The sequence below is a fragment of the Candidatus Flexifilum breve genome (assembly GCF_016713355.1).
The window spans coordinates 228,479-252,743 of the sequence record NZ_JADJPI010000011.1; the positions used below are offsets into that span (position 1 = coordinate 228,479).

Sequence of the window (24,265 nt, forward strand, 5' to 3'; positions counted from 1 at the left end):
AAGTCAATTCTCTGCGTTCTTTGCGCCCTCTGCGGTTTTTATTTATCTATTCCTCTGTGTTCTCTGTGTTCTCTGTGGTTAAATTGGTCTTTTAGTGTAATCAGTTGAGGCCACATGCGACGACGGCAGATCCTCAAATGGGCGTTTCGGGCGGTCTTCTGGGCGGTGATGATCGCGTTCATCCTGACGTTTGTGCGCGATTCGACGCTGCCGCTCGGCGACCAGTGGACGGCGATTGGCGTCATGGCGCGCGACGAGCAGTTCGACTACATCGGCTGGGAGGTCAACGCGCTGGCGGTCAAGCTGAGCGAGACGGTCGCCGGAGTCGCGCCCTACCTGACCGAGAGCGCGCAGACCGACGCCGTGCGCGCCTACATGGCGGATCTGGCGGCGGCGCAGCGGTTGGAACGCGAAGTCAGCGCCATTTACGCTGATCCGAATGTAACCGATCCCGAAACGGCCAGCGCGGATCAGCGGACGCGGCGGGATGCCCTGCGCGCGGACTTGGCGCGGCGGCAGGCGCTGGTCGAGGCGATCCTCGAACGGCAGGTGACGACCGTGCTGCGTGAGCTCGGTTTCGCGGTCGCCGGGGTGCTTCTGCCGCCCGTTTCCATGCACTTCACCGCCGTGCCGAATCTGCTGATCGTCTCCCCGCGCGATCAAATCCGCTTTGACGTGTCGATCAACCTCGACCCCATGCCCGTCGACGCGATGGCCGCGCTTGAAGAGCGCATCGACACCGAGCAGGACGTGTCCGCGCTGATTGTGCCGCTCGGCGGGATCGCGCTGTACCCGGCGATGATCCTCGAAACCACGTCGATTGAGTTTGCCGTCGAAACCTTCGCGCACGAATGGCTGCATCACTACCTGTTCGCCTTCCCGCTCGGCTACAACTACGACTTCGCGGGCGAGGCGCGCATCATCAACGAGTCGACGGCGCAGCAGTTCGGCGAGGAAGTCGGGCGGCTGGTGCTGGAACGCTACTATCCGGATTTGGTGCCGGAACCTCACCCCCCAACCCCCTCTCCGAGCGGAGAGGAGGAGCAGGAAGAGTCGGCTCCGGTGTTTGATTTCGGCGCGGAGTTGAACGAAACGCGCATCACCGTCGATCAACTGCTGGCGGATGGTGAGGTTGACGAAGCCGAAACCTACATGGAGGAGCGGCGGCGCTTCTTCGCGGACAACGGCTATCACCTCCGCAAGCTGAATCAAGCATTTTTCGCGTTTTACGGGGGCTATCAAACGGCATCAGCGGGCGCGGGCGGCGGTGATCCCATCGGCGCAGCGGTGGCGGCGATCCGCCGGGACAGCGCCACGATTCACGAGTGGATCATTACGCTGCGCGGCATCACCACCCGCGATGAACTGCTCCGGGCGGCTGGCATGTCCCCGCCTTAGATTGTCTCCGCGAAAATCGCCGCCAGCGCCGCATCGACTCCGGCGAAGAAGTCGGCAGCGGTTGGTTCAACCAGCACGTCCGGTTCAATCCAGCGCCGCTCATCACCGGGCGCGGCAATCGTATCATCACGGGCGGAGATGGCGACCGCGATCCGGCTGTTCGGCAGGGTGATCGTCCGCGCGGTGGCATACACCCGCGGCCCGCTGCCCGTCGGCTCGCCGACGTAGCGCACGTCCGCGTCCCGGAGTTCCAACTCCACGAGGAAGTTCACCGCCGCTGAAAAGGTATAGCGCCCGATGATCACATGGATGCGGGTGGGCACGGTGCTCAACCAGTCGAGCAGGGGTCCGTAGGTGATGTTGTCGCCACCGAGGTTATGGCGCACATCCACGACGAGCTGTTGGGGAGAGTGCGCTTCGTATGCGGCGGTGACCGCTTGCACAAACTGCGTCAGATTTTGCCCGGACTGTGTGCGCCCGGACACGTGATTGAACTGGAGATAGAGCGCGTCCTCAGTGGCGAGATAGGTGTACCAAAAGTTCTCATCTGTATGCCGCATGGGGAGCGGTTCGGGACGCGGCCGCAAACTGATCAGCCAGTGCGGGACGGGATGCCAGCGTAGATAGTCGCGCAGCGTCTGCGCTTCCGGGGCAATGGACAGCCGCTCACCGTCTGGCAGCTCGATGGTATAGCTCGGCGTGATCTCCTGTGCGCGCAGCACTTCCGGAATGATGGCGAACAGCGGCAGCCCGAAGCGGACGGACATCTCATTTTCCGAATTCACCACCGGGCGCAGACGTTCGAGCGCGTCCTCGGCGCTGAGCTCGCCGATGGTCGCCACCCGCCCGCCGATCAGGTGCGCGTAGGCGGCGTCGGCGTCGATCACGTACAGGCCATCGGCGAAGAGATAGAGCTGCAGCGGAAACAGGTGAAAACCGATCGCCGGCTGGAAAGGATCAACAAAACTGTGACCGTCCACCAACGCCCCCAGGCGGATGATGCCGGTTTTGATCTGCTCGTCGGTGAGCGTCGGAATTTGCGCGTCGAGTTCGGCGAAGGCTTGCTGAAAGACCGCCTGAGGAAACCGCCAGTAGAGGTTGGGGTGGATCTCCTGCATGGCGCTTTCCAGTCGCGCCAGATCCTCACGCCACGCCGTGATCGCCTCGTCGGTTTGTACCGTGACGCGCTCTTGGGCGAATACCGGGAACGCCGCCAGCAGGATCAGGCAAAAGATGATTTTTCGTAACATCAGGATATTCCCCGTCTTTAGCGGGATCTACACTAAACACGGGAGATCGGTTCAGCTTAGGTTTTGAAGTCCGAGTTCTTGAGCAGAGCGCGCGGCGGTCGCGCGCATCCGCCGGGACAGCGCCACGATTCACGAGTGGAGCATCACGCTGCGGGGCATTACGACGCGCGAAGAACTGCTGCGCGCCGCGGGTCTACCTAACTAGTTGATCGTACTCCGAAAAATCGGGGCTGTATAGTGGCATATATTACTTTTTATGTGAACGGAACGACCTCATTTTCAGCCGCTATTTGTCTATACTAAGGATGCATCAAGAGCAGGTAGGCATGGTGCTTACACGAAAGGCCAAGACCATGTTCCGCACCCGTGTCCTCTGGTTCCTCCTGCTGCTGCTCCTCATCACCGCCGTTCCAGTGTCCTCACAAGACGGCAGCCCCACCAATCCCGCCCGCGCGAACGCCTATGCTTGGGTTGAACTTGTTCGCAACGGTCGTCATCCGGAGATCAGCGCCGCGCTGATTTCACCTGACTCGTACACCGTCTATAATCCCTTCCAACCAGCCGGTGCTCCAGTCAGCATCGACGACGCAATTGCGGGCGAGGCCGCGTTCCAGACAGCCTTCCCGGATATGCAGTTCACCCATTACCTGATATTGGCACAAGGCAATTACGCCGCTTACGTAACGTATCAGGAAGGGCATTTCCAGGCGCCCTATTTCGACGTTCAGCCCACTGGCGATTACTGGCACGGCCCATTGGTCGCGTTGCTAGAGCTGGACGATGGCAAGGTCGTACGCGAGTTCGACGCGTGGAATCAGCAGGCTTTTCTGCAAGATATGGGCTGGGCTGAACCCACCTACACCTTCGACGCACAGCCGTGGGCTGTCGAACTCGGCAGCACATCGACCACGCCGGACCAGCACCTGTTCATGATCCGCACGGTCTTCAACGCCACGGCTAGCAGCAACATCCAGAATGTGTTCCCGAGATACTATGATCCGAATGTCGTCGTCCATGACTATCTGGGTGATCTGGTCGGACTCGATGCGCTGATCGCCCACGAGGAGCGGCTGCAAACGATCCCCGGTTTTACGCCGATTGAATCGCAGTTTGTGTGTGATGGCGATCTGTGCTTGGCTTATGCTTCAGCGAGCGCAGACGGCGCTGACGGCCCGGTCAACTTGCTGTGGATGAGCCTGCACCGCTTTGTCGATGGCAAGATCGTGGAGGAATGGTGGCTGTACGACAATGCAGCGATGTGGTCAATGCTGCCACCGGAAATGTAGCAGCTTGCAGCGGCGGGATACCCTGCGGCAGTTGTGGGGCGCAGACGTCCGCGCCCCACAACCTCAACCGCGCCTCCTATGCACTCGTCGTCATTTCAGACAGGGAAAAGCCGCTGAAGTTTGGACACAATTCCCCGCCGAATGCTTTACACTGGACAGATCGCAGAGACATCCCAAGGACAAACAGTGTACGACACCAACAAGCACCTCCTCGTCCGGCATTTCGAAGAAGTTCTCAACCAAGGTCAGCTCGACGTCATCGATGAGATTTACGCCGACAGCTACGTCCTGGACGCACCCGTGCAGACCGACGGCTCCGCCCAGGCGCACGGGCAAACGCTCGGGCGCGATGGCCTCAAACGGCGGGTGACGCTCTTCCGCACCGCCTTCCCCGATATTCATTTCACAGTCGAAAACCTCATCGCCGAAGAGGACAAGGTCGTCGTGCAGTATCGCTTCGCCGGAACGCAGACGGGCGCATTCCGGGAACTCCAACCGACGGGCAACGCGATCGATGTCGGCGGCATCCTGATCGCCCGCGTGGCGGACGGCAAAATCGAGAGCGCCTACAGCGTGTTCGACGGTGGCGACATGATGCGCCAACTGCAGCACACTGAACACCACCGGAACACGCTGGAAATCTTCATCGGCACGCTGTTTGAACGCGTGCAGCATCACCCGGCTTAAGCGCGGACAGCGCGCTCAATAATTTCGACCGCGCGGGCGACGCCGTCCTCCGCGCGGATCGCTTCCCCGAACTGCGCGGCCCGGTTGCGCATGGTCGCATCGTTAACGGTTGTCGAAATCGCGTCCGCCAACGCCGCCACCGTGAGCTGCTTCTGCGGGATCGGCGCGGGACCGACGCCGAGATCGCGCACCCGCCGCCCCCAGAACGGCTGATCGGCAATGAAGGGGACGATCACCGACGGTTTGCCCGCGCGCAGCCCCGCCGCCGTCGTCCCTGCGCCCCCGTGATGCACGACCGCGCTCACCTGCGGGAACAGCCAGTCATGCGGCACCGCATCCAACACATAGACATCATCACGCAGCTGATCAGCTTGCAGACCGCCCCACCCGCTGGCCAGCACCCCACGCTGCCCGGACTGCGCCAGCGCATCGAGCACGATCTGCGCGCGCGCCGCAGCGTTCGTCCCGCTCATGCTGCCAAAGCCAACGTACACGGGTGGCGTCCCTTCGGTCAGAAAGCGCGAGAGTGCGTTAGGCGGCTGCCACGTCTCCGACTGATCGAGAAACCAGTACCCGGTCACATGGGCGTGCGGCGGATAGTCCGCTGGGACGGGCACGACCTCCCGGCTGAAGGGATAGAGCATCGGCATGGGCTGGCCGTTCGTCTTGATCGTGTCATTGGCGAAGCGACCCCGCTTCGGCAGACCGAGCGTGTTCACACGAAAGTTGTTGATCACCCCAGCGTAGGGCGCGGAGACAAGCCCCATCAGCGTATACGTGAAGCGATTAAAGGCCGCGCCCAGCTTCATCGTACCGAAGATGGGCGCGGGGAATGCGCTCGTCGGCGTGTACAAGGGCAGCGGAATCGTCAGAAAGGCGGGAACGCCAAGCTTCTCGGCGATGTGCAGCCCACCGAGCGCCTTGGGGTGATAGATGATCACGTCCGGCTGAAGCGCTTGCGCGGACACCCATTGATCCTCAATGCTGCGCCCGATGATCCCCATCGCCCGCTTCATGATCGACAGGCCACCGCCCGTCTCGGTGGCCGCTTTGCCCTCCTTCGACTCCATGAGTTCGAGGAATTCGTTGTTCATGTGCGCGTAGGTGACGCCATGCTGCTCCACCCACGGGCGAAAGCCCTCGGCGGTGCACAGCGCGACGGCGTGCCCCGCGGCCTGCAAGCCCTTCGCCAGCGCGATAAACGGCTGAATATCGCCGCGCGAACCAATTGTGATGATCAGGACGTTCATGTTTCCGCCTTTATAAATCGTCGTAGCCCTTAGCCTGCTTGATGGCTTCCCACTGATCCAGCAGTTTCGGGAATTCGGCTTCGAGGAAGGCGTTCATGTCGCGCATGAAAGCCAACCGCCGCCGCCGTTCCTCCGGTTCATCTTTGAGCAGTTCCAGCCCCCGTTCGCCCAACTGCCGCAGTTCGGTGAGTTGATGCAAGCGCGCGCGGAACGAACGCGTCCACAGGTCTTTAGCCGTCCGGTAGTAATCCTGCCGGTCGCCGGGCAGCGCGAAGCGCTCGACCAGATAGAGCGTCGTCAGCGTCTTGAGCGCCACGCTGATCGAGCTTTTGCTGGCCTGCAAAACTTCGACCAGATCGCCCTGCGTCTGATGGGGCGGGTCGCTGATGAGCAGCCACCCGATAATGCGCCCGGCCATGCGCGTCAGGCCAATGCCCTCAAAGTACAGGCCGCATTCTTCGACAAACTGTTGTTGCTGTTCGGTCACTGGTTTCATAAAGACAGCATACTCCGATTCGGTTAGTTCGGTCAATGCCGAACTAATCGAATTTATAACTTCTTGAGGTGAAATGGATGCAGCGCGCCGATCAATCTGCCCGTATAATAGGCGAACTCAGACATTTGTGAAAATGACGGCGGCCAACTGTGACGGATATCTTCATCAGCTACAGCCGAAAAGACGTGCAGTTCGCGCGCCAGTTGAACGCCTCGCTTGAAACACGCGGCGCGGACGTGTGGTTCGACCAAGCTGACATTCACGCGGGTGTGAAGTGGAGCACGGCGATTCAACAGGGCTTGCGCGCGTCAAACGCGATGATTCTCATCATCTCACCCGATTCGATGGCGTCGACCAATGTCGAAGATGAGTGGCAGTACTTCCTCGACAAAAAGAAGCCGATCATTCCGGTGCTGCTCTCTCCCGCCGACATCCACTTTCAACTCAATCGCATTCAGTACATCGACTTCGCCGCGCAGACCTATGAGGCCGCCTTCGAGCAGTTGATCGCCGAGCTGGCGCTCAAGGGCGTGGCGTTGACGCCGTCGCTCTCGAAAGCGGCGACTCCGCGACCACCAACCCCAGGGGACGCGCTGCCCGAAGACATGGGCAGCACCGATCTTCGGTCGCGCCTGCTGCAAATCGTCGTGGCGGTGGTGATTGTGATCGCGGCGGTCCTGCTGCGGCAGATCTATGTCGCGTCGGTGCCGGATCCGCGCATCGCCACGCAAACCGCCGCCGATCAAACGGCGGTCGCGGAACGCAGCACGCCATCTGTGGCTGTGACAGAGGCCGCGCTTAGCGTGACGGCTGAGGCGACGCCGGAGATCACGCCGACCGACCGGCATACCCTGATCGCGGCTTTGAACATCACATCGACATTTGAAGGCTTCGGCTACAACTCCTACAATAATTATGATTCTGGCATCATCAGCTATGGGCGTTCGCAATATACACTCGCGTCCGGTTCACTCGCTGCGGTGCTGGTCGATTATCTGGCACATTCGACCACCGTGACGGCGAATAAACTCCGCGGCGATTATCTCGATCGCGTCAACGCCCAAGACGAAACCCTCCGCACTGATGAAGCCTTTCAAACCCTGCTCGTTGCGGCCGCCGACGAAATCGCTATGCAAGATGCGCAGGATGCGTGGACCACCGAAAACTACTGGAACCGCATTTACCAGCAAAGCATTGCCCCACGGGGCATTCAAACGCCGCTCGGTCAGGCGCTCATTTATGATATTGGTATCAGCAATGGCATCAACCATCAGTTTCTCCAACTGGCAGAAACTGCGCTCGGCGTGCCGACACTATCCCGTGTGGGGGAAAATGGCGTGAGCGAAGAAACGCTGGTCACCGAACTGGCCCATGTCTACCAACAACACATGCAAAACTTCGCTGAACAGATGAGCCTCCCCGGTTTAGCCCGGCGCGGTGATTTTTGGGTCACCCTGATCGAATCAGGCAATTGGCAGCTACGGGGGAACAGCCTCGGCAACCTAGTCGTCAATGGGCGAACCATCTACGTTGGCAACTAAGCCTTGATGCAACTGCTCCCCTACATTACACGTACATGAAAGTATCACGATAAACGTGAGTCGGAATGGTATAATGAGTCGACTTGTGAATTGGGGTACAAATCATGCGTGTTATCGTTCACACGGGCAAGGGCGGTGTGGGCAAGACCAGCGTTTCGGCGGCCACGGCATTGCGCTGCGCCGAAATGGGCTTGAAAACCATCGTCATCAGCACCGACACGGCGCACAGCCTCGGTGACTCGCTGGAAAAGAGCATCGGTCCCGAACCGATTCAGATTCACCCGAACTTGTGGGCGCAGGAAGTCGATGCCCGCTACTCGATGGACAAATACTGGGGGCGCATTCAGAAGTACCTGACCTCGCTCCTCAGCAAACAAGGCGTCGAAGAGATTGTCGCCGAAGAAGTGACCATCCTCCCCGGCCTTGAAGAAGGCGCGCACCTGCTGTGGATAAACCAGTATATGGAACAGGGCTTCTACGATGTGCTGATCGTGGATGCCGCGCCGACCGCGGAAACGCTGCGCCTGCTCAGCCTGCCGGATGTGTCGCGCTGGTGGTTTGAGAAGATCATGGCGCTCACGCGCGGCGCGGCCAAAATCCTCAAGCCGATCGGCAAGGTGCTCGGGCGCAATACCGAAAACATCCCCGACGACAGCGCGTGGAACGAAGTCAACGTGCTGTTCGACACGCTCGACAAGGTGCGCCAGCTCCTCTCCGATCCCGAGCAGAGCAGCGTGCGCCTCGTCGTGAACCCGGAAAAGATGGTCATCAAAGAGACGCAGCGCACGTACACCTATCTCAACCTGTACGGCTATGCGACCGATGCGATTGTGTGCAACCGCATCATCCCGGACGAGGTTAACGACCCGTATTTCGCCATGTGGAAAGCCAACCAGCGCGAAAACATCAACTTCATTGGCGAGGCGTTCGGCCAGCTGCCGATCCTCAAATCGCCCATGTTCGGGCAGGAGGTCAGCGGGCTCGATCGTCTGCGACTGCTCGGCAACGAGCTGTATAAGGATGTCAACCCGGCGCAGAAGCTGTTCGACGGCAAAACGCACACCATCGTGCCGCTTGGCGATAACAGCTACCGCCTGTCCGTGCCCCTGCCCTTCGCCGATAAGAACGACATGGATATCTACCGTTCTCGGGACGAACTGACGCTCCGCGTGGGTCCGTATCGCCGCAACATCGTCCTCCCGTACGCTTTGTGGGACTTGGAAATAACGGATGCAAAATTCGAGCAATCCACCCTCAACCTCCAGTTCAAACGGTAAAATCCCGGCGGAACTCGAAGTTGTAAGCACGCCCAACGGCAATCATCGTCCGCCCACCCCACCGTCACCGCCCACACCCGCGAAGACGGTGCCTACCCTGCCGACCGTGCAAGAAGTGATCTCACGGCGGCCGCGGTCGCTGCGCATGCAGTACCGCTTCGGGCGCACGGTCATCTATTTCGCGTGGCTGTTCGTGCAGACGCTGTTCTGGTATATGCTGGTGCAGCGCTATTCTCCGGACTACGTCAAGCGGACGAATCTCGAACGTTGGCGCGGCTGGGCGCGCTCCTTCCGGGGCTTCGCCATCGACATGGGCGGCGTGATGATCAAGGCCGGGCAGTTCATCTCCACGCGCAGCGACATTCTGCCGCCGGAAGTCACCGACGAGCTGGCCGTGCTGCGCGATGAAGTCCCCTACGTGCCGAGCTACAAAATCCGCGAGATCATCGAGGCCGAACTTGGCCCATTGCCGACACGCTTCAGCCAGTTTGACGATGTGCCCGTCGCCGCGGCGTCGCTCGGGCAGGTGCACCGCGGACGCCTGCACAACGGTGACCGCGTGGTCGTCAAAGTGCAGCGCCCCGGCATCGCGGAGATCTGTCACACCGACCTCGCGGCCATGAACGTTGTGGCGCACGTCGCCATGCGCTTCAAGTTCATTAGCCGGCGCATGGACGCGGTCGCGCTGATTCAGGAATTCGGGCGCGTGCTGCTGGAAGAACTCAGCTACAAACACGAAGCGCAGAACGCCAAGAATTTCGCGCGCATGTTCAAAGAGAACCTCGGCGTATACATCCCCGCCGTGTATCAGGAACACTCGTCGGACTGCGTGATCACCATCGAAGACGTGACCACGATCAAGCTGGACGATTACGCGGCGCTGGAAGCGGCGGGCATCAACCGCAAGGCCGTCGCTAACCGCCTGATGCAGACGTATCTGCTGCAAATCTTCGAGGAGCGGCACTTCCACGCCGACCCGCACCCCGGCAACCTGTTTGTCTACCCGCTCCCCGCCGATTCGGACGCGGCGCGCGGTCAGGACGCGGGCAGTGGCAAGCCGTTCTACCTGATCTTCATCGACTTCGGCATGACGGGCACGCTCACCCAGCAGATCGTCAACGGGTTGGTCGGCACGATGGCGGCCGTCATCACCCGCGACTCAAAGAAGCTGATTCAGAGCTATTCCGAACTCGGCTTTTTGCTCCCCGGCGCGGATGTCGACCGCCTTGAAGAGGCGACCCGCGCCGTGTTCGATCAGGTGTGGGGGTTGACGATGGAGCAGATGCGCGATGTCAGCTTTGACGATATGGCGGATCTCGGCAAAGAGTTCAGCGATTTGCTGTTCTCGATGCCCTTTCAGGTGCCGCAGGACTTCATCTATCTGGGGCGCACGGTGAGTATTCTGAGCGGGTTGTGCACCTCGCTCGATCCCTCGTTTAACCCGTGGAACGAGATGCAGCCCTACATGCAGAAGATGATCATGGCGCGCGGGAGCACCAGCGATGTGCCCGCGTTCGGGTCGCCTATTCTGCAAAGCCTGTTCGGCGGCAACGGCGGCTCGGCGCTGCTCGGTATCGGCCAAACGCTGATCGGACGGGCACTCGCCCCGCAGAACAGCGGCGTGCTGGATCGGCTGGAACGCGGCGATATCAAGCTGCGTGTGGAAGCCGGGTCGGGCTTGCAGCGCCAACTCGTGCGCATCGAAGGTCAGGGCAAGCGCACGAGCCGCGCCGTGGTCTTCGGCAGCTTCATGGTCAGTTCGACCATCCTCTACGTGAACGGCGACCTCGCGCTGGCGGTGGTCGGCTACGTGGTCAGCGGCATCACCTTCGTGATCATGACCTTCACGGGCGAACAGTAAACCGCCATTGCACTCTATAATACCGGGGCTGAGAGGTTGATCTCTCAGCTCTACTTATTTACGACCCACACCTTATAAATCTTTCGAATAAATTCACATTAATTTTACGGCATACATATTCCAATTCCTATATAATTACACCTGCATTTCTTCGCCTCCATCGAGACGCCATCCAAGGACTATTCATGACTTCGCGCAAGCCCTTTCTGCTCATTTGCGTTCTCATCATCTTCGCCGCCGCCGGGGCAATTTACGCTGCCACCAGCGCGAGCATTAGTTTTTATGACAGTTCTGATGAACCATGGTTCGACGTCACCGGTACGGGTTTGGTCGAGGACCGCAAAGGCTGTGATTACGTCACCATGTTGATGACGGATGCGACCGGCGCGATCACCGACATCGACACGTTCTGCATTGTTACGGCTTCTGGTGTTGGCTTTGATGAGACAGATTGGTGGTCATACGCGGGAGCGAGCGGAGATCCGACGCTCGGACCGATTACTTACTCGCTATTCGACACTTCGTCTACTGATGCATGCATTACATACGGTGGAAACTCGGTAGAGTGCGCTACCTACCTGCTGAGCGGCACAGCGGCCTGCCTCGCCGAGAGTTACTATCAACCCACCGGACTGCCCGCGGGCTCAGCTTCATACCCGGTGTGCAGCCGCGGTGTGGTCGGCGATGTGTGCACGCTCAGCATCCCCGAAGGCAGCGTGGTCGGCGATGCGCCGTTCAGCACGCCCATCTACTACAGCCCCGGCAACAGCACGGGCGCGAGCCTCAACCCCGGCACCTACATTGTCGTCGGTCAGGATGCCAGCGAGTCGTACTATAAGATCGTACTGGCGTGCCAGTTCGTGTGGGTGCCCAAGAACATGCTGCAGCCCAGCTACCTGCCCCCGCAGAACGGCGCGCCGCTGCCCACCCGTATCGTCGGCTAACGCTTCACCCTGACGAGAAAAGAGCCTCCAACGCGGAGGCTCTTTTTGTTGGGTTGCTCACGGTCAGTTTGCCTTTCAACGCGGACTGCTTGGGTATGGGAGGTTTGGGCAGAGGGGGGGGGGGTGGGCATGGGATTGTAGCTTGGCGCGGCGCTCCGCACCGGGGGGCGCTTTTTGTTGGTCTACTCGACCTGCACTTTGACTTTCGTCGCGCCAGTCGTCGAGGGGCGATCCGCGTCACCGGCCTCGTCCGCGGGGCGCTGACGGTTGAAGTTCTTCTCGAAATCGCGGCTGGCCTTTTCCATCTCGGAGATGGCCGCATCCACCAACACCTTTACACCCTTGACGAATTCGCGGCGGGCTTCGGTGCTGTGTTCCTTGAACGCGGGCGGCAGGAGCGCATCGAGCGCCTTACCGGTTTCTTCGAAGGCCTTCTTCTGGTGGCGCACAAAGGCGTCGAGCGGGTTGCTGCTGTTATCGACGGTTTCCGTCGTCTGTTCAAAGTCCGACATGGTGAACTCCTCATGTTTACAACTACTCTATTATACGGTCGAGGAGGCGGATCGGTTGCAAATTGGTCGATGAGAGGAAGAATGTCACCCTAGAAGGTAGGGGGCTAAGATCAAAGCTCGCCCCCGATTCCCCCGAATTCGGCTGAGGAGAGGGCACTTTTCAAATTAGTCATGTGTCTGGGATAAAAGTAAAGCCAAGACACATGGTCTGGCGTCTGCTGGAAATCAGTGGCAAGCGTGTCCGTTAGATCGAGAACGACTTGGGGATCACGCCCGGCTTGCTGAACACGTTGAAACAGCAGTATCGTCTGCATCCGGAAACGGAAAGAATGAAAGCAAGTGAAGAACGGGAACTCGAAGTGGAGAAGTGCCGACTACATCGGGATCCGGTGAAGGCGGAGCGTGTGCTCTTAAATAAGGTCCTGAAATTGTTCGCGGAGGATGTGTTATGAAGTTCGACTCATCTCACCCACGGAAGCATCCTACGCCAATATGCAAGGTCGACAGGGCCAGCAGGCAACAAAAGGGACAAGGTTGCCCTTGTCCCCGTTTAACTCAGGTGGAGGTGTGCTGCGTGCGCGTGATCGAGTTTACAGCGCGAAGGCCACGTCGGCGGTGTTGGCGCGGGCGAACATATCCCGTTCGCCGATGAAACGCGCGGCAGCGGCGGCGAAGTCGCTGCGTTGTTCGCGGGAAGCGCTGGTGTCGAAGCGGGAGGGGGTGCGCTCCCAAAGTGTGACGCTCTCTTGAACAGGTTCGCCCACGCTGCTGCGCGGGTCGTGACGTAGGCTTTCTTCACCGGGGATCACGAGCATTCTCCACTTAATTACAAATGACATGAATAAAAAGTTCTGTCTTACTTTACTCTGAAACATCCTAAGCCTTACCTAAGTGTAGCATTGAGAACTGTAAATTATGAGTTGAGGAGTTCTCGATTTGTTAAACTTTGGCAATGCTTTCACGATCCATTGTCGGAGGATTTTCTGGGGTGTAGGGGCTCAATCTCCGACAATGTACCCTACAAATAAGTATATCTGCGGATTCTCGGTTTCTGGATTTTATTCGGAAAAAATTCATTGCCTCACCTGTAAAAGCATAAAGAGATGCAGAAGAATTAAGAAGAGTTACCGGATCGGAAAAGTGAGGATTAGTCCAGCGGCGGGTCCGCGCTGTGAACTACGCCGAGCTGCCAGGGATGTTTATGTCCAGCCTATCCAAGGGTTGAATTAGGAATTTACCGCTATTGTGTAAAGAAATAAATCGTAATATTATGATCCGTGCATCGTCACAAACTAACATTTGTATAAACGAGGACAACTATGCGCAAGCTGTTAGTCATCATTTTGATTCTCCTGCTGGTGCTAGGCGCGCTTGGGGCGTCGACCGTGTTCGCCGCCGGAGCGACCTGGAGCCTTGTCAGTGTCGACACGATTGATTGTGCTGGTAGTGCAACTACTTTCAGTATGGTGCTGGCGGGCGTGACCGATCCCTCTCCCTACTTCTGGCGGACGATCGTGGATGCGGGGGGCAACCGCTATATGGACGAGAATGCGGGAAATCCGGTCTCGACGGATAACGGCCCCTATAGCTGGACACTGTATAACAGCAGCTCCGGTGGTCCGGTCACCGCCACTTTCCCGTTGCCCAACGACACGCCGATCACGGTGCAGCTGCTGCTGACCAACGGCTCCGAGGGGCCGGCCGTCTCCGGCGCGATTGTCACCATTGATAAGTGCAATGGCGGTTCCGTCACCTCAATTACGCCGATCCTACCGGCGTCGGACGCTTGTGCCGATCCGCTGCCGACGAATGCGGTGATTCATGAGCTGCCGCAGGGCGCCCCTGCGTTTTACGCGGCGGATCTCGCTACGGCGACCAATTTCAGCATTCCAGCGGGGACGTGGTATGTCACGCAGACCAGCGGCGATTTCACGCAGTTGTGGATCGCTTGTCAGGCGAACCGCGTCTGGGTGCCGTCGAACGCGGTCGCCCCGTAGCGCCTCCGCACAGGGCGTTCGTCGGTAAAGCAAACGGCACACCCACAGGGTGTGCCGTTTGACTCTAGACTGAATTCCGGGCGCCGCGCGTTAATCCGGCAGCATGCCCGCGCCGTACACCTTGCCGGGCTGAATGATGATCGGCGCGTTGATTTCCGGTGTGCCGATCAGATCGTAGGCGGTCGCGCCCGTGATGCGTACCGGGACGATCTCGCCCGTGGGGAGTTCGCCTTCGATGATCACATAACCGTCAATTTCCGGCGCGTCGCGGTAGCTGCGCCCCAAACTGAGCAGATCGCCCGTGGGTTCGCCATCTTCGTCTTCGCCTTCGCCATGTCCTTCGACCAGCACGTTGAGCGTCTTGCCGATGAAGCTCTGGTTCTTTTTCAGGCTGATGCCCTGCTGGAGTTCCATGAGCGCGTTGTAGCGCGCCTCTTTCACGTCATCCGGCACTTGATTGGGCAGCGTCGCACTCGGCGTGCCGATCTCATACGAGTACTTGAATGCGCCCACGCGGTCGAATTCGAGATCGCGCACGAACTTGAGCAGCCCGTCGAACTCCTCATCCGTCTCGCCGGGGTAGCCGACGATGAACGTCGTGCGCACCGTGAGGTCGGGCATGACGCTGCGCATGTTCGCCAGCGTCTCATACACCCACTCGATTTTGGCGGGGCGCTTCATGCGCAGCAGCGTGTCGCGGTGACCGTGCTGGAGCGGCATGTCGAGGTAGTGCAGCACCTGCGGGTGCTTGGCCATCGTCTCGATCAGGCGCGGCGTGACGTAACCGGGATAAGCATACATCACGCGAATCCAGCGCAGACCGGGCGCGGCCTTGACGATCTCGTCGAGCAGCACGGCCATGCCATCTTTCAAACCGAGGTCGTAGCCGTAGTCGGTCGTATCCTGCGCGATGAGCATGACTTCCTTGACGCCCATCTGCTCCAACTGCACCGCCTCGTTGACAATCGACTGAATCGGGCGGCTGACCGCGGTACCTTTGATCTTGGGGATGGCGCAGAACGCGCACGGACGGCGGCAGCCATCGGCGATTTTAAGGTAGGCGCTTGCGCCCTGCACGCTGGCGCGCAGCACACCGCGTTCGTCCAGCCCGACCACCGCCGCGTCCGTGGGCAGGTGATAGAGTGGCTCCGGGTGCTTGCGCACGCGCAGGCGCGTGATCAGATCGAAAATATCCATCCAGCGGCGCGTGCCGATCACACCGTCGAGTCCCGGCACTTCCTGCACGAGATCCGCGCCGTAGCGCTGCGACAGGCAGCCCGCCGCGATCACCATCTGGTTGCGTTTACGGGTATCGACCAGTTCGCGCAGCGTATCAATCGATTCCTGCTTGGCGCTGTCGATAAAGCCGCAGGTGTTGACGATCAACACTTCGGCGCTGCGCGGGTCGCCGACGCCGCGCATGCCGCTGGCGTTGAGCACCTGCGCCATGCTTTCTGAGTCGACCGTGTTCTTAGAACAGCCGAGGCTGACGAGATAATACTTATCTTTGGTGCGTGCGGACACGGCTGGCTTAACTTCCTGCCTTCGTAGGCGTAACATCAACGGGCGTTTGGCGCGGCGGCAAAATGGCCGTCGCCGTCGGAACGGTCGTATTGGTTGGAGTATTGGTGACGGTCGGCGTGTAGGTCGCGCTCGGCGTCAGGGTATTGGTGGGCGTATTCGATGGCAGCGGCGTCGTGCTCGGGATCGGCGTGATCGTCGGTGTGTCGCTCGGCGTCGGCGTATTCGACGGTGTGGGCGTAACGCTGGGCGTATCGGTCGGCACAGGCGTATCGCTGGCGGTCGGCGATGGGCCGGGCGTCCCGGTCGGCGTCAACTGCGCGATGATGGCGCCCGCCGGGTCGGTCGGCGTCGGCAGCGGCGTATTGCTCTGGATCGGCGTTGGCTCGAAGCCGGGGCCGGAGCTGACCTGCACGCCTTCCCGCGTGAACACCACGTCGACCATTTGCCCGCGCTGTCCCAAGAGTGGCTGAGTCTGCCCATTCCACGTCACATTGAGCGCTTCGGCGTTGCTCGCTGTCAGCGTGATGCGGTCAGTGCTGGAATACTCCATCACCGTGCCGGGGCGCACCAAACCGACATATTGCTCGATGCCATCGACATTTAGGCGAATCCATGCGCGCTGCTCGAATTGAATCTGCACGAGCACGCCATCCCCGGTGAAGGGCACGTCAGCCACGGACGTGGGCAGCAGCACCACTTGAATCGTTGGGGAAGGGGTGAATTCGGGCGACGAGAAGCCGATCACGGGCGGGCTGTTCTGGTCGGGGACAAACGGTGTGTCTTCCAGCGCCCCGGTCGCCTGCAAAATGACGAAGGCGATCACCGACACGGCGGCCACGCCCACCATCAGCACGACGAGCACGGTCAGCCAATTGGTGCCGCGGCGCGGGGACGTGTTGATGAGCGAGCTCGACGGCGGCATTTCGTTGGTCGCCGTACGCCGTCCCGCGCCATTCGTTGAGCGGCCATTTGGCGCCGGACTCATCGCTGGCACTGGCTGCGTGTCGCGCTTGCCGGTCTTGGCCTTAGCGCGATCCAGCCGCCGTCCGCTCAAACGAGCCGGGCGGAGCGTCTCATCCAGCGCGACCTCATACATCTCAACCGTGCCATCCTCGTCTAACCCGAGGAAGCGCGCATAGTTGCGGATGAAACCACGAATTTGAATGGGGGAAGAGTCCGGGATGTTGAAATCGCCGAGTTCAAAGGATTCGAGAATGCGCCGCCGGATGCGGAGGGCGTTTTCCGCTGCGTCCAGCGTGATCTCTTTGGCCTCGCGGGTTTGGCGCAGATATTGTCCAAACGCCTGTATATCCATGCGCGATCACCCCAGTGAAAAACATAGGGGTTTGGCAAACCAAACCCCTAGTCGTAACAGGTGCGGGGGGTGGAGCTTACTCGGCTGCTTGTTCAGCCGGTTCGCCTTCGGTTGCTTCCACGGGCGCAGCTTCCGGAGCCGCGGCTGCCGCTTCCGCCGCCGCCTTCTGCGCGGCGATGAACGAGGCGTATTCTTCTTCGCGCACGATGGTGATCTTCAGCACAGGCGCCGTTTCGCTGCCCAGCCGGACGGGTACGTCGTGCGTGCCGATTTCACGCGGCAGCGACTGGCTGATGCGGCGGCGATTGATGTCGATGCCGGTCTTTTCGTGCAGGGCTTCGGCGACTTCCGAGGTGGTCACCGAACCGAACAGCTTGCCGGTCGGGGAGGCGCGGCGGCCAAACACGAGCTCGACGCCGTCGATCATGCGCGCCAGCTCGTTCAGGCGCTGGTCCAACTGCGCACGGCGGGCTTCGGCCTGCTCACGCAGCTGCGCGGCTTCCTTGAGGGCGTGGCTGGTGGCTTTCTTGGCCAACTGCTTGGGCAGCAGCCAGTTGCGGGCGAAACCATCCGCCACTTCGATCACTTCCCCAGCTACACCATGTTTGTAAACATCTGCGAGGAGAATAACTTTCATCGTCCAACCCCTATCAAAACAGCACGCCCGAAACGGGCGCCGCTGTCAATTTGTTTCGGTCAAAAGTTGAGACATTATAAACAGCAGAACGATTTGTGCCAAGTGGGAATACTTTACGGCGCAGTGCTATAATCTTCAGCTTATGCGCAACCTGAAACGAAATAACCCTAATCTGTTCACCGATCATCGGTTTGTTGTGTTGGTATTGGCCTTGTTCGCGTTCGGCATGAGCGCCTACCTCAGCCAGACCGTGTTTGAACGCCTGCCGCATCTCGAAGACGAAGTGGCCTACTTGTATCAGGCGCGGGTCTTCGCGCGCGGCGACATCGTCATCGAGTCGCCGGAGACGAGCCGCGTCTTCTGGCAGCCCTTCATCGTGGATCGGCAGGGCAATCGCTTCAGCAAATACACGCCGGGCTGGTCGGCACAGCTCGCGGTCGGCATCCTGTTAGGCGAGTACTGGGTGATCAACGCCTTTTTCGCCGCGCTGACCGTCGCCGTGACTTACCGCTTCGGGCGTGAAATCTTCAACCCGCAAACGGGTGTGATCGCCGCGGCATTGTTCGCGTTCTCGCCGATGGCGCTGCTGCTCAATGCCACGCTCATGTCGCATACGTCGGCGTTGTTCTGGACGACACTATTTCTGTACGCCTACTGGCGGGTGGAACGTGGTCGCCACGCCACGCGCTGGGGCTTGCTGGCGGGCTTGGCGCTCGGCGCGCTGGTCGCGACGCGCCCACTGACCGCGGTCGCCATTGCGCTCCCGGTCATTGTATGGAGCGTGATCCGCCTCGTGCGGGCGTTCGCTGCCAGCTTGAGGACTGAGGTGAAAGGACTGGTGACTGAGAAAGAATTGAGTCCTCAATCCGCCATTGGCACAGCCGCTGCCGTTGAGGCGAGCCTTTCCTCTCACAAAACTCAGTCCTCGGCCCTCAGTCCTCAGTCCTTCTTTTCGATCTTGCGCCCACTCATCGCGCTGAGTATCGTCGCCATCGTCCTCAGCGCCGCCGTGCCGATCTACAACCGCGCCGCCGTCGGCGATCCGCTGTTCGATCTCTACCGCCTCGTGTGGGATTACGACCGGATCGGGTTTGGCGCGGGGCAGGTGTACGGCCGCAGCGGGCACACGTTGACCAAAGCCTTTAACCACGGGCGCTTCGACCTGTCGCTGACCGCCGCCGATCTGTTCGGTTGGCAGCTCGGCACGATCACCGATGCGAATGGCGACGTATTGCCCGAGATCGTCACGCAGTTGACCACAGAGGCCGATTACTGGCTGCGGACGGGGCTCAGTTGGGTGCTGCTGCCCTTCGGCCTGTTCGTCGGTTTTCGGCGCAAATCGCCGTGGGTGATCCTCTGGTTCCTGCTGCTTTACGGGTGGATGCGCTTCGCCTTCGACTGGCAGGGCGGCGCCCAGATGACTAACCCGGTCTTTGCGTGGTTGTGGCTGGCGGTGGCCTTTGCGTGGCTGCTCGCGCCGTTCCTCGTCCTGCGCCGCCGCACCGAGGTCTGGACGTGGATTCTCGCTGCCGTGACGCTCTCGCTGCTCGGCTCGCAGATGACCTACTGGATCGGGTCGCAGCGCTACAGCACGCGCTACTACTACGAAGCACTCACTGCGGTCTGCCTGCTTAGCGCGCTGCCAATTGCTTGGCTGGTGCGCTGGAGGACTGAGGTTAAAGGACTGAGGGCCGAGAAAAACAGTGTTGGACGCAGTGAAACAGCACAGCAGGCAGATTTTCAACCCAGTCCTCAGTCCTCAGTCCTCAGTCCGCTGCTCTACGCTGTATTTGCCGCGCTGCTCGTCTACAGCTTCATCACCTACAGCCTGCCGCGGATCGGTGTGCTGCGGGGCTTCAACCATGTGAATCGCGAACGCATCGCCGAAATCGAGGCGCGGCGTGAACCGGGGCGGGATGTGCTTGTGATCGTCAACGGGACGGATGTGCGCTGGCGCGCGTTCGGCGCCTTGATGGCCGTCACGAGTCCGTACCTCGATAGTCCGATTGTCGCCGCGTGGAACTTTCAGGACAGCAGCACGCTGCGGGATGACATCATCGCCCGCTTTCCCGACCGGCAGGTCATTGATTTGCGCGCCCAGGGTGAAGAGTCGTGGTTTGATGAGGAAGTTGCGACCGCGCCTTAGTCAGCCGTGTGTCGTGTAGTCGGACGCGATCTAGAGGGTGCGGAGTTTCGCCGTAGGGACGAGGCATGCCTTGTCCCTACAATTGCCTTGCTTGTAGGGGCAGACCTACGTGTCTGCCCCTACAAAATTGTGGGGAAAACCCTTTTACTTGTTGAAATCCCAATCCTTGAGCATCGCCGCCAGCAGCGTCGAGCGGCGCGGCAGGCTGTTGAGCACCACATGCTCGTGCAGTGCGTGTAGACCGTCACCCTGCGGGCCGAGACCATCGAGCACGGGGATGCCGAGCGCCGCGACCGTGTTGCCATCCGAGCCGCCGCCGCTCATATCCTCGCGCACGGTAAACCCATAGGCTTCGCCAATCGCCTTGCACTGCGCGAACGAGCGCACCATCGTCTCGTTGCGTTCCATCGGCTTGTGCCCGTTGATCATCGAGACCTTGAGTTTCGCGCCGGGAACCATCGGTTCGAGCGCCATCATGCGATCATAGGTCTCCTGCCAGTCCGCGACGGTCATCGCGCGCGTATCCACATGGCCGACCGTCTTGGCGGGGATGACGTTCGTCGCACTGCCACCTTCAACCATCGTCACGGAGATAGTGATGCCGCGCTTGTAGTCGTTCCAGTCGCGGAGTTTCATCGCCTGCTGCGCGAATTCGATGATTGAGTTGATGCCCTTTTCCGGCGCATTCCCGGCGTGCGAGGGCAGCCCTTCGATGTCGAGGCGGTAGGTGGCGATACCCTTGCGCATCGTCTTGAGCGCTTCGTCAATCGTCGCGGGTTCCATCACCAGCACGAGACCGCACTGCTTGGCATATTCCTCAATCGGATCATGCGAGTAGATGCTGCCGACTTCTTCGTCGGTCGTCATCATCACCCAGATCGGACGATTGGGCATTTCGCCGCGTTCTACCAGGCCGCGAATCGCTGATAGGGTGACGGTGATGCCGCCCTTCATATCGATTGCGCCGGGGCCAAACAGCCGCCCATCGTCGTCAATGCGGACGGGGCGTTCCGCCAGCGTGCCGAGCGGCCACACCGTGTCGATGTGGATGAGGAACATGATCGGCTTGCCGGGGGCGTTCTCGTTCCACTTCGCGACCAGCAGATCGCCCACATTGACCTGCGGAATGCGCGTGACTGAGGACGCGCCCAGCTGGCGGAACTGCGCTTCCATGTATTCGCCCATTTTGTCGACGTGTTCTTTGCCGAGCGTAGGCGTTTCGAAGTGGCACAGCGCCGTCAGCAGATCGACCATCGACTGGCGCTGGCTCTGGAAATAGGACAGTAGTTCAGACATAGAAAACCTCAAATGGACGGCAAATAGCGGCAGGTCATCACGCGTGGCTTGCCTTGAAGCTATTGCAAAATAGATTGGCTCCTGACATTAACCTAAAGTCAAGGAATTTGCGAACGGTTAAATGAAAACCTAATCGACGGCTCGGATTCGAGCGAGCCTTCGTCGGGAGGCAATTGATTGCGTCTGCTTCTCGCAGATGTCCGCGCCTCGTGCTGTTTAGCGCTTGATTGCGAAAACTATCTGTAGGGGCAGACCGACGTGTCTGCCCGCATCCGGGCGCACACGTCGGTGCGCCCCTACATTCGTTCGTGGATACCTAAATGAGGAGAGGGGTGAGGTTTCTAAAACGGGCACACATCGCCCGCCGCATAGGTCGGGCTGCGGCTGCCATAGCGATTGAGCAGCGTGAGCGCTTCGGGGCGCGCCGCGACAATCGCCTGTGCTTCGAGGCACGCGGCATTCATGTTGTTCGTGACCTGATAGGCATTCCAGAATGCCTGACTCATGGCATCATACACCGACGCTGTCACCGGATCGGGCGCGGCGGTGAGGATCGATTGGTAGAGGGTGGGCAGCCGGGCATCCTCCGTGAAGGCATACGCCACCAGCAGCCGGAACCGCGCATAGCTGATCAGTACCGCGCCGTCATCGGGATACCAGTTTTCGAGGCCGGGGCTGTCCACGGCGAGGTTGTACAGCGCGATCGCGTCGCTGGTGTTGCCTTCGCGGAACTGCTCGTCGGCCTGCTGGATCACCTGAATGCGAAATTGCGGCGGGTTCAACTGCGTGAACGAGCGGACATAGCTCGCGCCGTCCCAGTCGTACACGGTGAAGCCCGTGCGCAGTGGCCCCGTGGTGCTGTCGCCGTTGTTATCCATGCGCACAATCAGCTCGTTGATCTGGTCGGCGTCGATATCTTCGACGGTCGGCAGGTTGTCACTCGTGAGCGCGCCGCTCACCAGATTAACAAAGCGCCCGCGGTCGGCGTTCCACGAAAGGATCTGCGTGGTATAAGTGCACGTTTCGTCCGTGCACGCCGCCCCGCTGAAGACCAGTTCTTGCTGGCCGTTGTAGTTCAGGTCGCCAATGGTGAGAAGCTGCGGCGCGTCGCCGCCGGTCGTCACTTCGTAGCGCGTCAGGTAGCGCCCGTCGATGCAGCCGAACACCAGCAGACTCCCGCCGACATCCGGCGCGCGGTAGCTGACCACGATCTCCGGCGTGCCTTCGCCTGTCAGGTCGAGGTTGCCGCGCGCGAAACCTGTCTCACCGAGCACGTTCCAGTTTTCGCGTAGGTAGACTGTGAGGTTGTCCGCGTTGCCGCCATCGTTGAGGTAGAGCGCGATCACATCATCGATGCGCGCGGCGGTGGCGGGCAGCGCCGGGTCGAGCACCGCGTCCGCGTTCGGCGCGGGGCACGCCCGTAGATTCGGCGTGGCGGTCGGTCGGTTGGCAATGGCGACCGCGGTCGCCGGGTTCGCCAGACCCGATCCATCCAGCGGGATGCCGCCGGCCAGCGTCGGCATAGGCACCTGCAGCACGCGACCGGGCGTCATAGTCGGGAAGGGGAAGGCGGTCGGCGTGGTGTTCACGCCGGGAGTCGGTCCGCAGGCCGCCAATAGCAGAAGTGTGAGCGTGAGTAGTCGTCGCATCATACCCTGAAGTATAGCGCGAATTGCCGGGAATGACCTCACCCCAAGCCGGCTCAACGGCCCGGACGAGCGCATCGAAGGAAAAGAAGACGTGTGTTTGGGCAGCGCCAGAGGATCGCAGCATGGAACATCGCGTCAGCTACAAAGTCTACTATGAGGACACCGACAGTCTTGGCGTGGTCTACTACGCCAACTACCTGAAATACCTAGAACGTGGGCGCACTGAATTTGTCGGGCAGACCTCCGGTCGCGACATCCGCCGCTGGAACGACGATGGCTACTACTTCGTCGTGTACGCCATGAATATCAAGTTCAAAAAGCCGCCGAACTCGGCGACACCATCATCCTGACGACCTTGCCAGCGCGTCGGCCTATCGCGGAGACGGCGCATCGAACGGGCGGGCGACGTCATCAGCGAAGCGGATGTTACATCGGTCCGACAAAGCCCGCGCCGTCCGCGTCCGACCGCGCCATAAGGATAATCGATGTGACACGCAGGTTGGAGCGATGGATGCGCCTCGTTGAATCATCGACCATTGAATCAGCGCGAAAGATCTTTATCTGTGGGGGGAGTCCGCTGTTGATCGGCGGTGGCTCCGCGTTCGTTTGGTTCAGCCTGCCAAAACTACCTTCATCTCAAGTTCTGGAGCCCGGCGGGCGGTTCCGGTGCCAATTCGTCAGGCAGACCTCCGGACGATGGTTTGGTGATTGATCCTGCCGCCAGATGATGGCGGCTAGGATTTGGTCGTTTACTGTAACCGTGCTCAGGTTCGAAATTTCAAGTGGATGGAACGCTGATATCGAAGGCCGTCACCCCGCAATCTTGACTCGTTACCACCTTCGCCAGCGCGTCGGCCAATCGCGGCGGGGGTCCCATCCTCTTGCATGGCGGGAAGTCGCGCGCCTCGAAGTGGATACCCCTATCCGAAGGGCCGCTTTTATCCAATGGACAATGTGCGTTTTCGCCCAAAGCCCGCGCGGAGTAGCTGTTCCGTCGAGCTTGAGCTGACGGGCCCCGCTGGGGGTCAGGCTGTCCAGGGGTAGCACGGCACGTGGCGATCGCTGGTCAGCTGTTTTCCAGTGTTTTGAGGTCCTGCTGCAAGCCGCGATAGCGCAGCGCCATCGAGCCGATCAGCACCAGCATGATCACAGCAATGGCCGCGAGGCCGAGGTACAGGTAAGCGGTCGTCTCGGGCATC

21 protein-coding genes are annotated in these 24,265 nt (G+C 60.2%); 10 read left to right on the forward strand and 11 right to left on the reverse strand.

Features of this window, described 5'->3' with window-relative positions:
• The first annotated feature begins 114 nt into the window (after positions 1 to 114).
• Positions 115 to 1,398 (forward strand): hypothetical protein, encoded by a 1,284-nt coding sequence (locus IPK17_RS12780; RefSeq protein WP_343418076.1) that lies wholly within the window; start codon positions 115 to 117, stop codon positions 1,396 to 1,398.
• On the opposite strand, the gene IPK17_RS12785 is transcribed toward IPK17_RS12780, so the two are convergent.
• Complete coding sequence (locus IPK17_RS12785; protein WP_343418077.1) at positions 1,395 to 2,648, reverse strand: hypothetical protein; 1,254 nt, start codon at positions 2,646 to 2,648, stop codon at positions 1,395 to 1,397. The genes IPK17_RS12780 and IPK17_RS12785 overlap by 4 nt on opposite strands.
• A gap of 326 nt (positions 2,649 to 2,974) precedes the next feature.
• On the opposite strand from IPK17_RS12785, the gene IPK17_RS12790 reads away from it, so the two are divergent.
• Both IPK17_RS12790 and IPK17_RS12795 read left to right on the forward strand, forming a co-directional pair.
• A complete protein-coding gene (locus IPK17_RS12790; RefSeq protein WP_343418078.1) occupies positions 2,975 to 3,934 on the forward strand; it encodes a nuclear transport factor 2 family protein in 960 nt (319 codons plus the stop codon).
• A gap of 186 nt (positions 3,935 to 4,120) precedes the next feature.
• A complete protein-coding gene (locus IPK17_RS12795; RefSeq protein ID WP_343418079.1) occupies positions 4,121 to 4,621 on the forward strand; it encodes an ester cyclase in 501 nt (166 codons plus the stop codon).
• Here IPK17_RS12795 and IPK17_RS12800 read toward each other — a convergent pair.
• Both IPK17_RS12800 and IPK17_RS12805 read right to left on the reverse strand, forming a co-directional pair.
• Positions 4,618 to 5,871, reverse strand: a complete 1,254-nt coding sequence (locus tag IPK17_RS12800) for a glycosyltransferase (RefSeq protein ID WP_343418080.1) — start codon at positions 5,869 to 5,871, stop codon at positions 4,618 to 4,620. The two genes, IPK17_RS12795 and IPK17_RS12800, sit on opposite strands and share 4 nt — an antisense overlap.
• Before the next feature lie 10 nt (positions 5,872 to 5,881).
• A complete protein-coding gene (locus tag IPK17_RS12805; protein ID WP_343418081.1) occupies positions 5,882 to 6,367 on the reverse strand; it encodes a GbsR/MarR family transcriptional regulator in 486 nt (161 codons plus the stop codon).
• 149 nt (positions 6,368 to 6,516) lie between these two features.
• On the opposite strand from IPK17_RS12805, the gene IPK17_RS12810 reads away from it, so the two are divergent.
• The 4 genes from IPK17_RS12810 to IPK17_RS12825 all read left to right on the forward strand — a co-directional run bounded on the left by IPK17_RS12810 (position 6,517) and on the right by IPK17_RS12825 (position 11,990).
• Positions 6,517 to 7,908, forward strand: coding sequence for a TIR domain-containing protein (locus IPK17_RS12810; protein ID WP_343418082.1), 1,392 nt, complete (start codon positions 6,517 to 6,519; stop codon positions 7,906 to 7,908).
• Positions 7,909 to 8,012: 104 nt separating this feature from the next.
• Entirely contained in the window at positions 8,013 to 9,185 is a 1,173-nt protein-coding gene (locus tag IPK17_RS12815) for an ArsA family ATPase (protein WP_343418083.1), read from the forward strand.
• On the forward strand, positions 9,139 to 11,046 hold the full coding sequence (locus IPK17_RS12820) for an ABC1 kinase family protein (protein ID WP_343418084.1): 1,908 nt from the start codon (positions 9,139 to 9,141) through the stop codon (positions 11,044 to 11,046). The genes IPK17_RS12815 and IPK17_RS12820 overlap by 47 nt, the downstream gene beginning before the upstream one ends.
• A 185-nt stretch (positions 11,047 to 11,231) precedes the next feature.
• Positions 11,232 to 11,990 carry a hypothetical protein gene (locus tag IPK17_RS12825; protein WP_343418085.1) on the forward strand — a complete coding sequence of 253 codons (759 nt, stop codon included), beginning with the start codon at positions 11,232 to 11,234 and terminating at the stop codon, positions 11,988 to 11,990.
• A gap of 182 nt (positions 11,991 to 12,172) precedes the next feature.
• On the opposite strand, the gene IPK17_RS12830 is transcribed toward IPK17_RS12825, so the two are convergent.
• Positions 12,173 to 12,502 (reverse strand): hypothetical protein, encoded by a 330-nt coding sequence (locus tag IPK17_RS12830; protein WP_343418086.1) that lies wholly within the window; start codon positions 12,500 to 12,502, stop codon positions 12,173 to 12,175.
• A gap of 590 nt (positions 12,503 to 13,092) precedes the next feature.
• A complete protein-coding gene (locus IPK17_RS12835; protein WP_343418087.1) occupies positions 13,093 to 13,341 on the reverse strand; it encodes a hypothetical protein in 249 nt (82 codons plus the stop codon).
• Between the two features lie 480 nt (positions 13,342 to 13,821).
• Here IPK17_RS12835 and IPK17_RS12840 point away from each other — a divergent pair, with 480 nt between their 5' ends.
• Entirely contained in the window at positions 13,822 to 14,499 is a 678-nt protein-coding gene (locus IPK17_RS12840; protein WP_343418088.1) for a hypothetical protein, read from the forward strand.
• A gap of 90 nt (positions 14,500 to 14,589) precedes the next feature.
• Here IPK17_RS12840 and rimO read toward each other — a convergent pair whose 3' ends face one another.
• The 3 genes from rimO to rplI all read right to left on the reverse strand — a co-directional run bounded on the left by rimO (position 14,590) and on the right by rplI (position 17,975).
• Positions 14,590 to 16,023 (reverse strand): 30S ribosomal protein S12 methylthiotransferase RimO, encoded by a 1,434-nt coding sequence (gene rimO, locus IPK17_RS12845; protein ID WP_343418089.1) that lies wholly within the window; start codon positions 16,021 to 16,023, stop codon positions 14,590 to 14,592.
• Positions 16,024 to 16,030: 7 nt separating this feature from the next.
• Positions 16,031 to 17,338 carry a helix-turn-helix domain-containing protein gene (locus IPK17_RS12850; protein WP_343418090.1) on the reverse strand — a complete coding sequence of 436 codons (1,308 nt, stop codon included), beginning with the start codon at positions 17,336 to 17,338 and terminating at the stop codon, positions 16,031 to 16,033.
• Positions 17,339 to 17,414: 76 nt separating this feature from the next.
• On the reverse strand, positions 17,415 to 17,975 hold the full coding sequence (rplI, locus tag IPK17_RS12855; RefSeq protein WP_343418091.1) for a 50S ribosomal protein L9: 561 nt from the start codon (positions 17,973 to 17,975) through the stop codon (positions 17,415 to 17,417).
• 142 nt (positions 17,976 to 18,117) lie between these two features.
• On the opposite strand from rplI, the gene IPK17_RS12860 reads away from it, so the two are divergent.
• On the forward strand, positions 18,118 to 20,121 hold the full coding sequence (locus IPK17_RS12860) for an ArnT family glycosyltransferase (protein ID WP_343418092.1): 2,004 nt from the start codon (positions 18,118 to 18,120) through the stop codon (positions 20,119 to 20,121).
• A gap of 144 nt (positions 20,122 to 20,265) precedes the next feature.
• Here IPK17_RS12860 and IPK17_RS12865 read toward each other — a convergent pair whose 3' ends face one another.
• Positions 20,266 to 21,417 (reverse strand): M20 family metallopeptidase, encoded by a 1,152-nt coding sequence (locus IPK17_RS12865; RefSeq protein ID WP_343418093.1) that lies wholly within the window; start codon positions 21,415 to 21,417, stop codon positions 20,266 to 20,268.
• A gap of 341 nt (positions 21,418 to 21,758) precedes the next feature.
• A complete protein-coding gene (locus tag IPK17_RS12870; protein WP_343418094.1) occupies positions 21,759 to 23,069 on the reverse strand; it encodes a hypothetical protein in 1,311 nt (436 codons plus the stop codon).
• 119 nt (positions 23,070 to 23,188) lie between these two features.
• Here IPK17_RS12870 and IPK17_RS12875 point away from each other — a divergent pair, with 119 nt between their 5' ends.
• Positions 23,189 to 23,416 carry a hotdog domain-containing protein gene (locus IPK17_RS12875; RefSeq protein WP_343418095.1) on the forward strand — a complete coding sequence of 76 codons (228 nt, stop codon included), beginning with the start codon at positions 23,189 to 23,191 and terminating at the stop codon, positions 23,414 to 23,416.
• A 716-nt stretch (positions 23,417 to 24,132) separates the two neighbouring features.
• Here the strand turns inward: IPK17_RS12875 and IPK17_RS12880 are convergent.
• A complete protein-coding gene (locus IPK17_RS12880; protein WP_343418096.1) occupies positions 24,133 to 24,264 on the reverse strand; it encodes a hypothetical protein in 132 nt (43 codons plus the stop codon).
• Between the last annotated feature and the right edge of the window lies 1 nt (position 24,265).

Excerpts from the sequence above, each read along its gene's own strand:
- IPK17_RS12780 (WP_343418076.1), top strand. The coding sequence starts at position 115 with ATGCGACGACGGCAGATCCTCAAATGGGCGTTTCGGGCGGTCTTCTGG.
- IPK17_RS12785 (WP_343418077.1), bottom strand. The coding sequence starts at position 2,648 with ATGTTACGAAAAATCATCTTTTGCCTGATCCTGCTGGCGGCGTTCCCG.
- IPK17_RS12790 (WP_343418078.1), top strand. The coding sequence starts at position 2,975 with ATGGTGCTTACACGAAAGGCCAAGACCATGTTCCGCACCCGTGTCCTC.
- IPK17_RS12800 (WP_343418080.1), bottom strand. The coding sequence starts at position 5,871 with ATGAACGTCCTGATCATCACAATTGGTTCGCGCGGCGATATTCAGCCG.
- IPK17_RS12805 (WP_343418081.1), bottom strand. The coding sequence starts at position 6,367 with ATGAAACCAGTGACCGAACAGCAACAACAGTTTGTCGAAGAATGCGGC.
- IPK17_RS12815 (WP_343418083.1), top strand. The coding sequence starts at position 8,013 with ATGCGTGTTATCGTTCACACGGGCAAGGGCGGTGTGGGCAAGACCAGC.
- IPK17_RS12820 (WP_343418084.1), top strand. The coding sequence starts at position 9,139 with ATGCAAAATTCGAGCAATCCACCCTCAACCTCCAGTTCAAACGGTAAA.
- IPK17_RS12825 (WP_343418085.1), top strand. The coding sequence starts at position 11,232 with ATGACTTCGCGCAAGCCCTTTCTGCTCATTTGCGTTCTCATCATCTTC.
- IPK17_RS12830 (WP_343418086.1), bottom strand. The coding sequence starts at position 12,502 with ATGTCGGACTTTGAACAGACGACGGAAACCGTCGATAACAGCAGCAAC.
- IPK17_RS12835 (WP_343418087.1), bottom strand. The coding sequence starts at position 13,341 with ATGTCATTTGTAATTAAGTGGAGAATGCTCGTGATCCCCGGTGAAGAA.
- IPK17_RS12840 (WP_343418088.1), top strand. The coding sequence starts at position 13,822 with ATGCGCAAGCTGTTAGTCATCATTTTGATTCTCCTGCTGGTGCTAGGC.
- IPK17_RS12850 (WP_343418090.1), bottom strand. The coding sequence starts at position 17,338 with ATGGATATACAGGCGTTTGGACAATATCTGCGCCAAACCCGCGAGGCC.
- rplI (WP_343418091.1), bottom strand. The coding sequence starts at position 17,975 with ATGAAAGTTATTCTCCTCGCAGATGTTTACAAACATGGTGTAGCTGGG.
- IPK17_RS12860 (WP_343418092.1), top strand. The coding sequence starts at position 18,118 with ATGCGCAACCTGAAACGAAATAACCCTAATCTGTTCACCGATCATCGG.
- IPK17_RS12865 (WP_343418093.1), bottom strand. The coding sequence starts at position 21,417 with ATGTCTGAACTACTGTCCTATTTCCAGAGCCAGCGCCAGTCGATGGTC.
- IPK17_RS12870 (WP_343418094.1), bottom strand. The coding sequence starts at position 23,069 with ATGATGCGACGACTACTCACGCTCACACTTCTGCTATTGGCGGCCTGC.
- IPK17_RS12875 (WP_343418095.1), top strand. The coding sequence starts at position 23,189 with ATGGAACATCGCGTCAGCTACAAAGTCTACTATGAGGACACCGACAGT.
- IPK17_RS12880 (WP_343418096.1), bottom strand. The coding sequence starts at position 24,264 with ATGCCCGAGACGACCGCTTACCTGTACCTCGGCCTCGCGGCCATTGCT.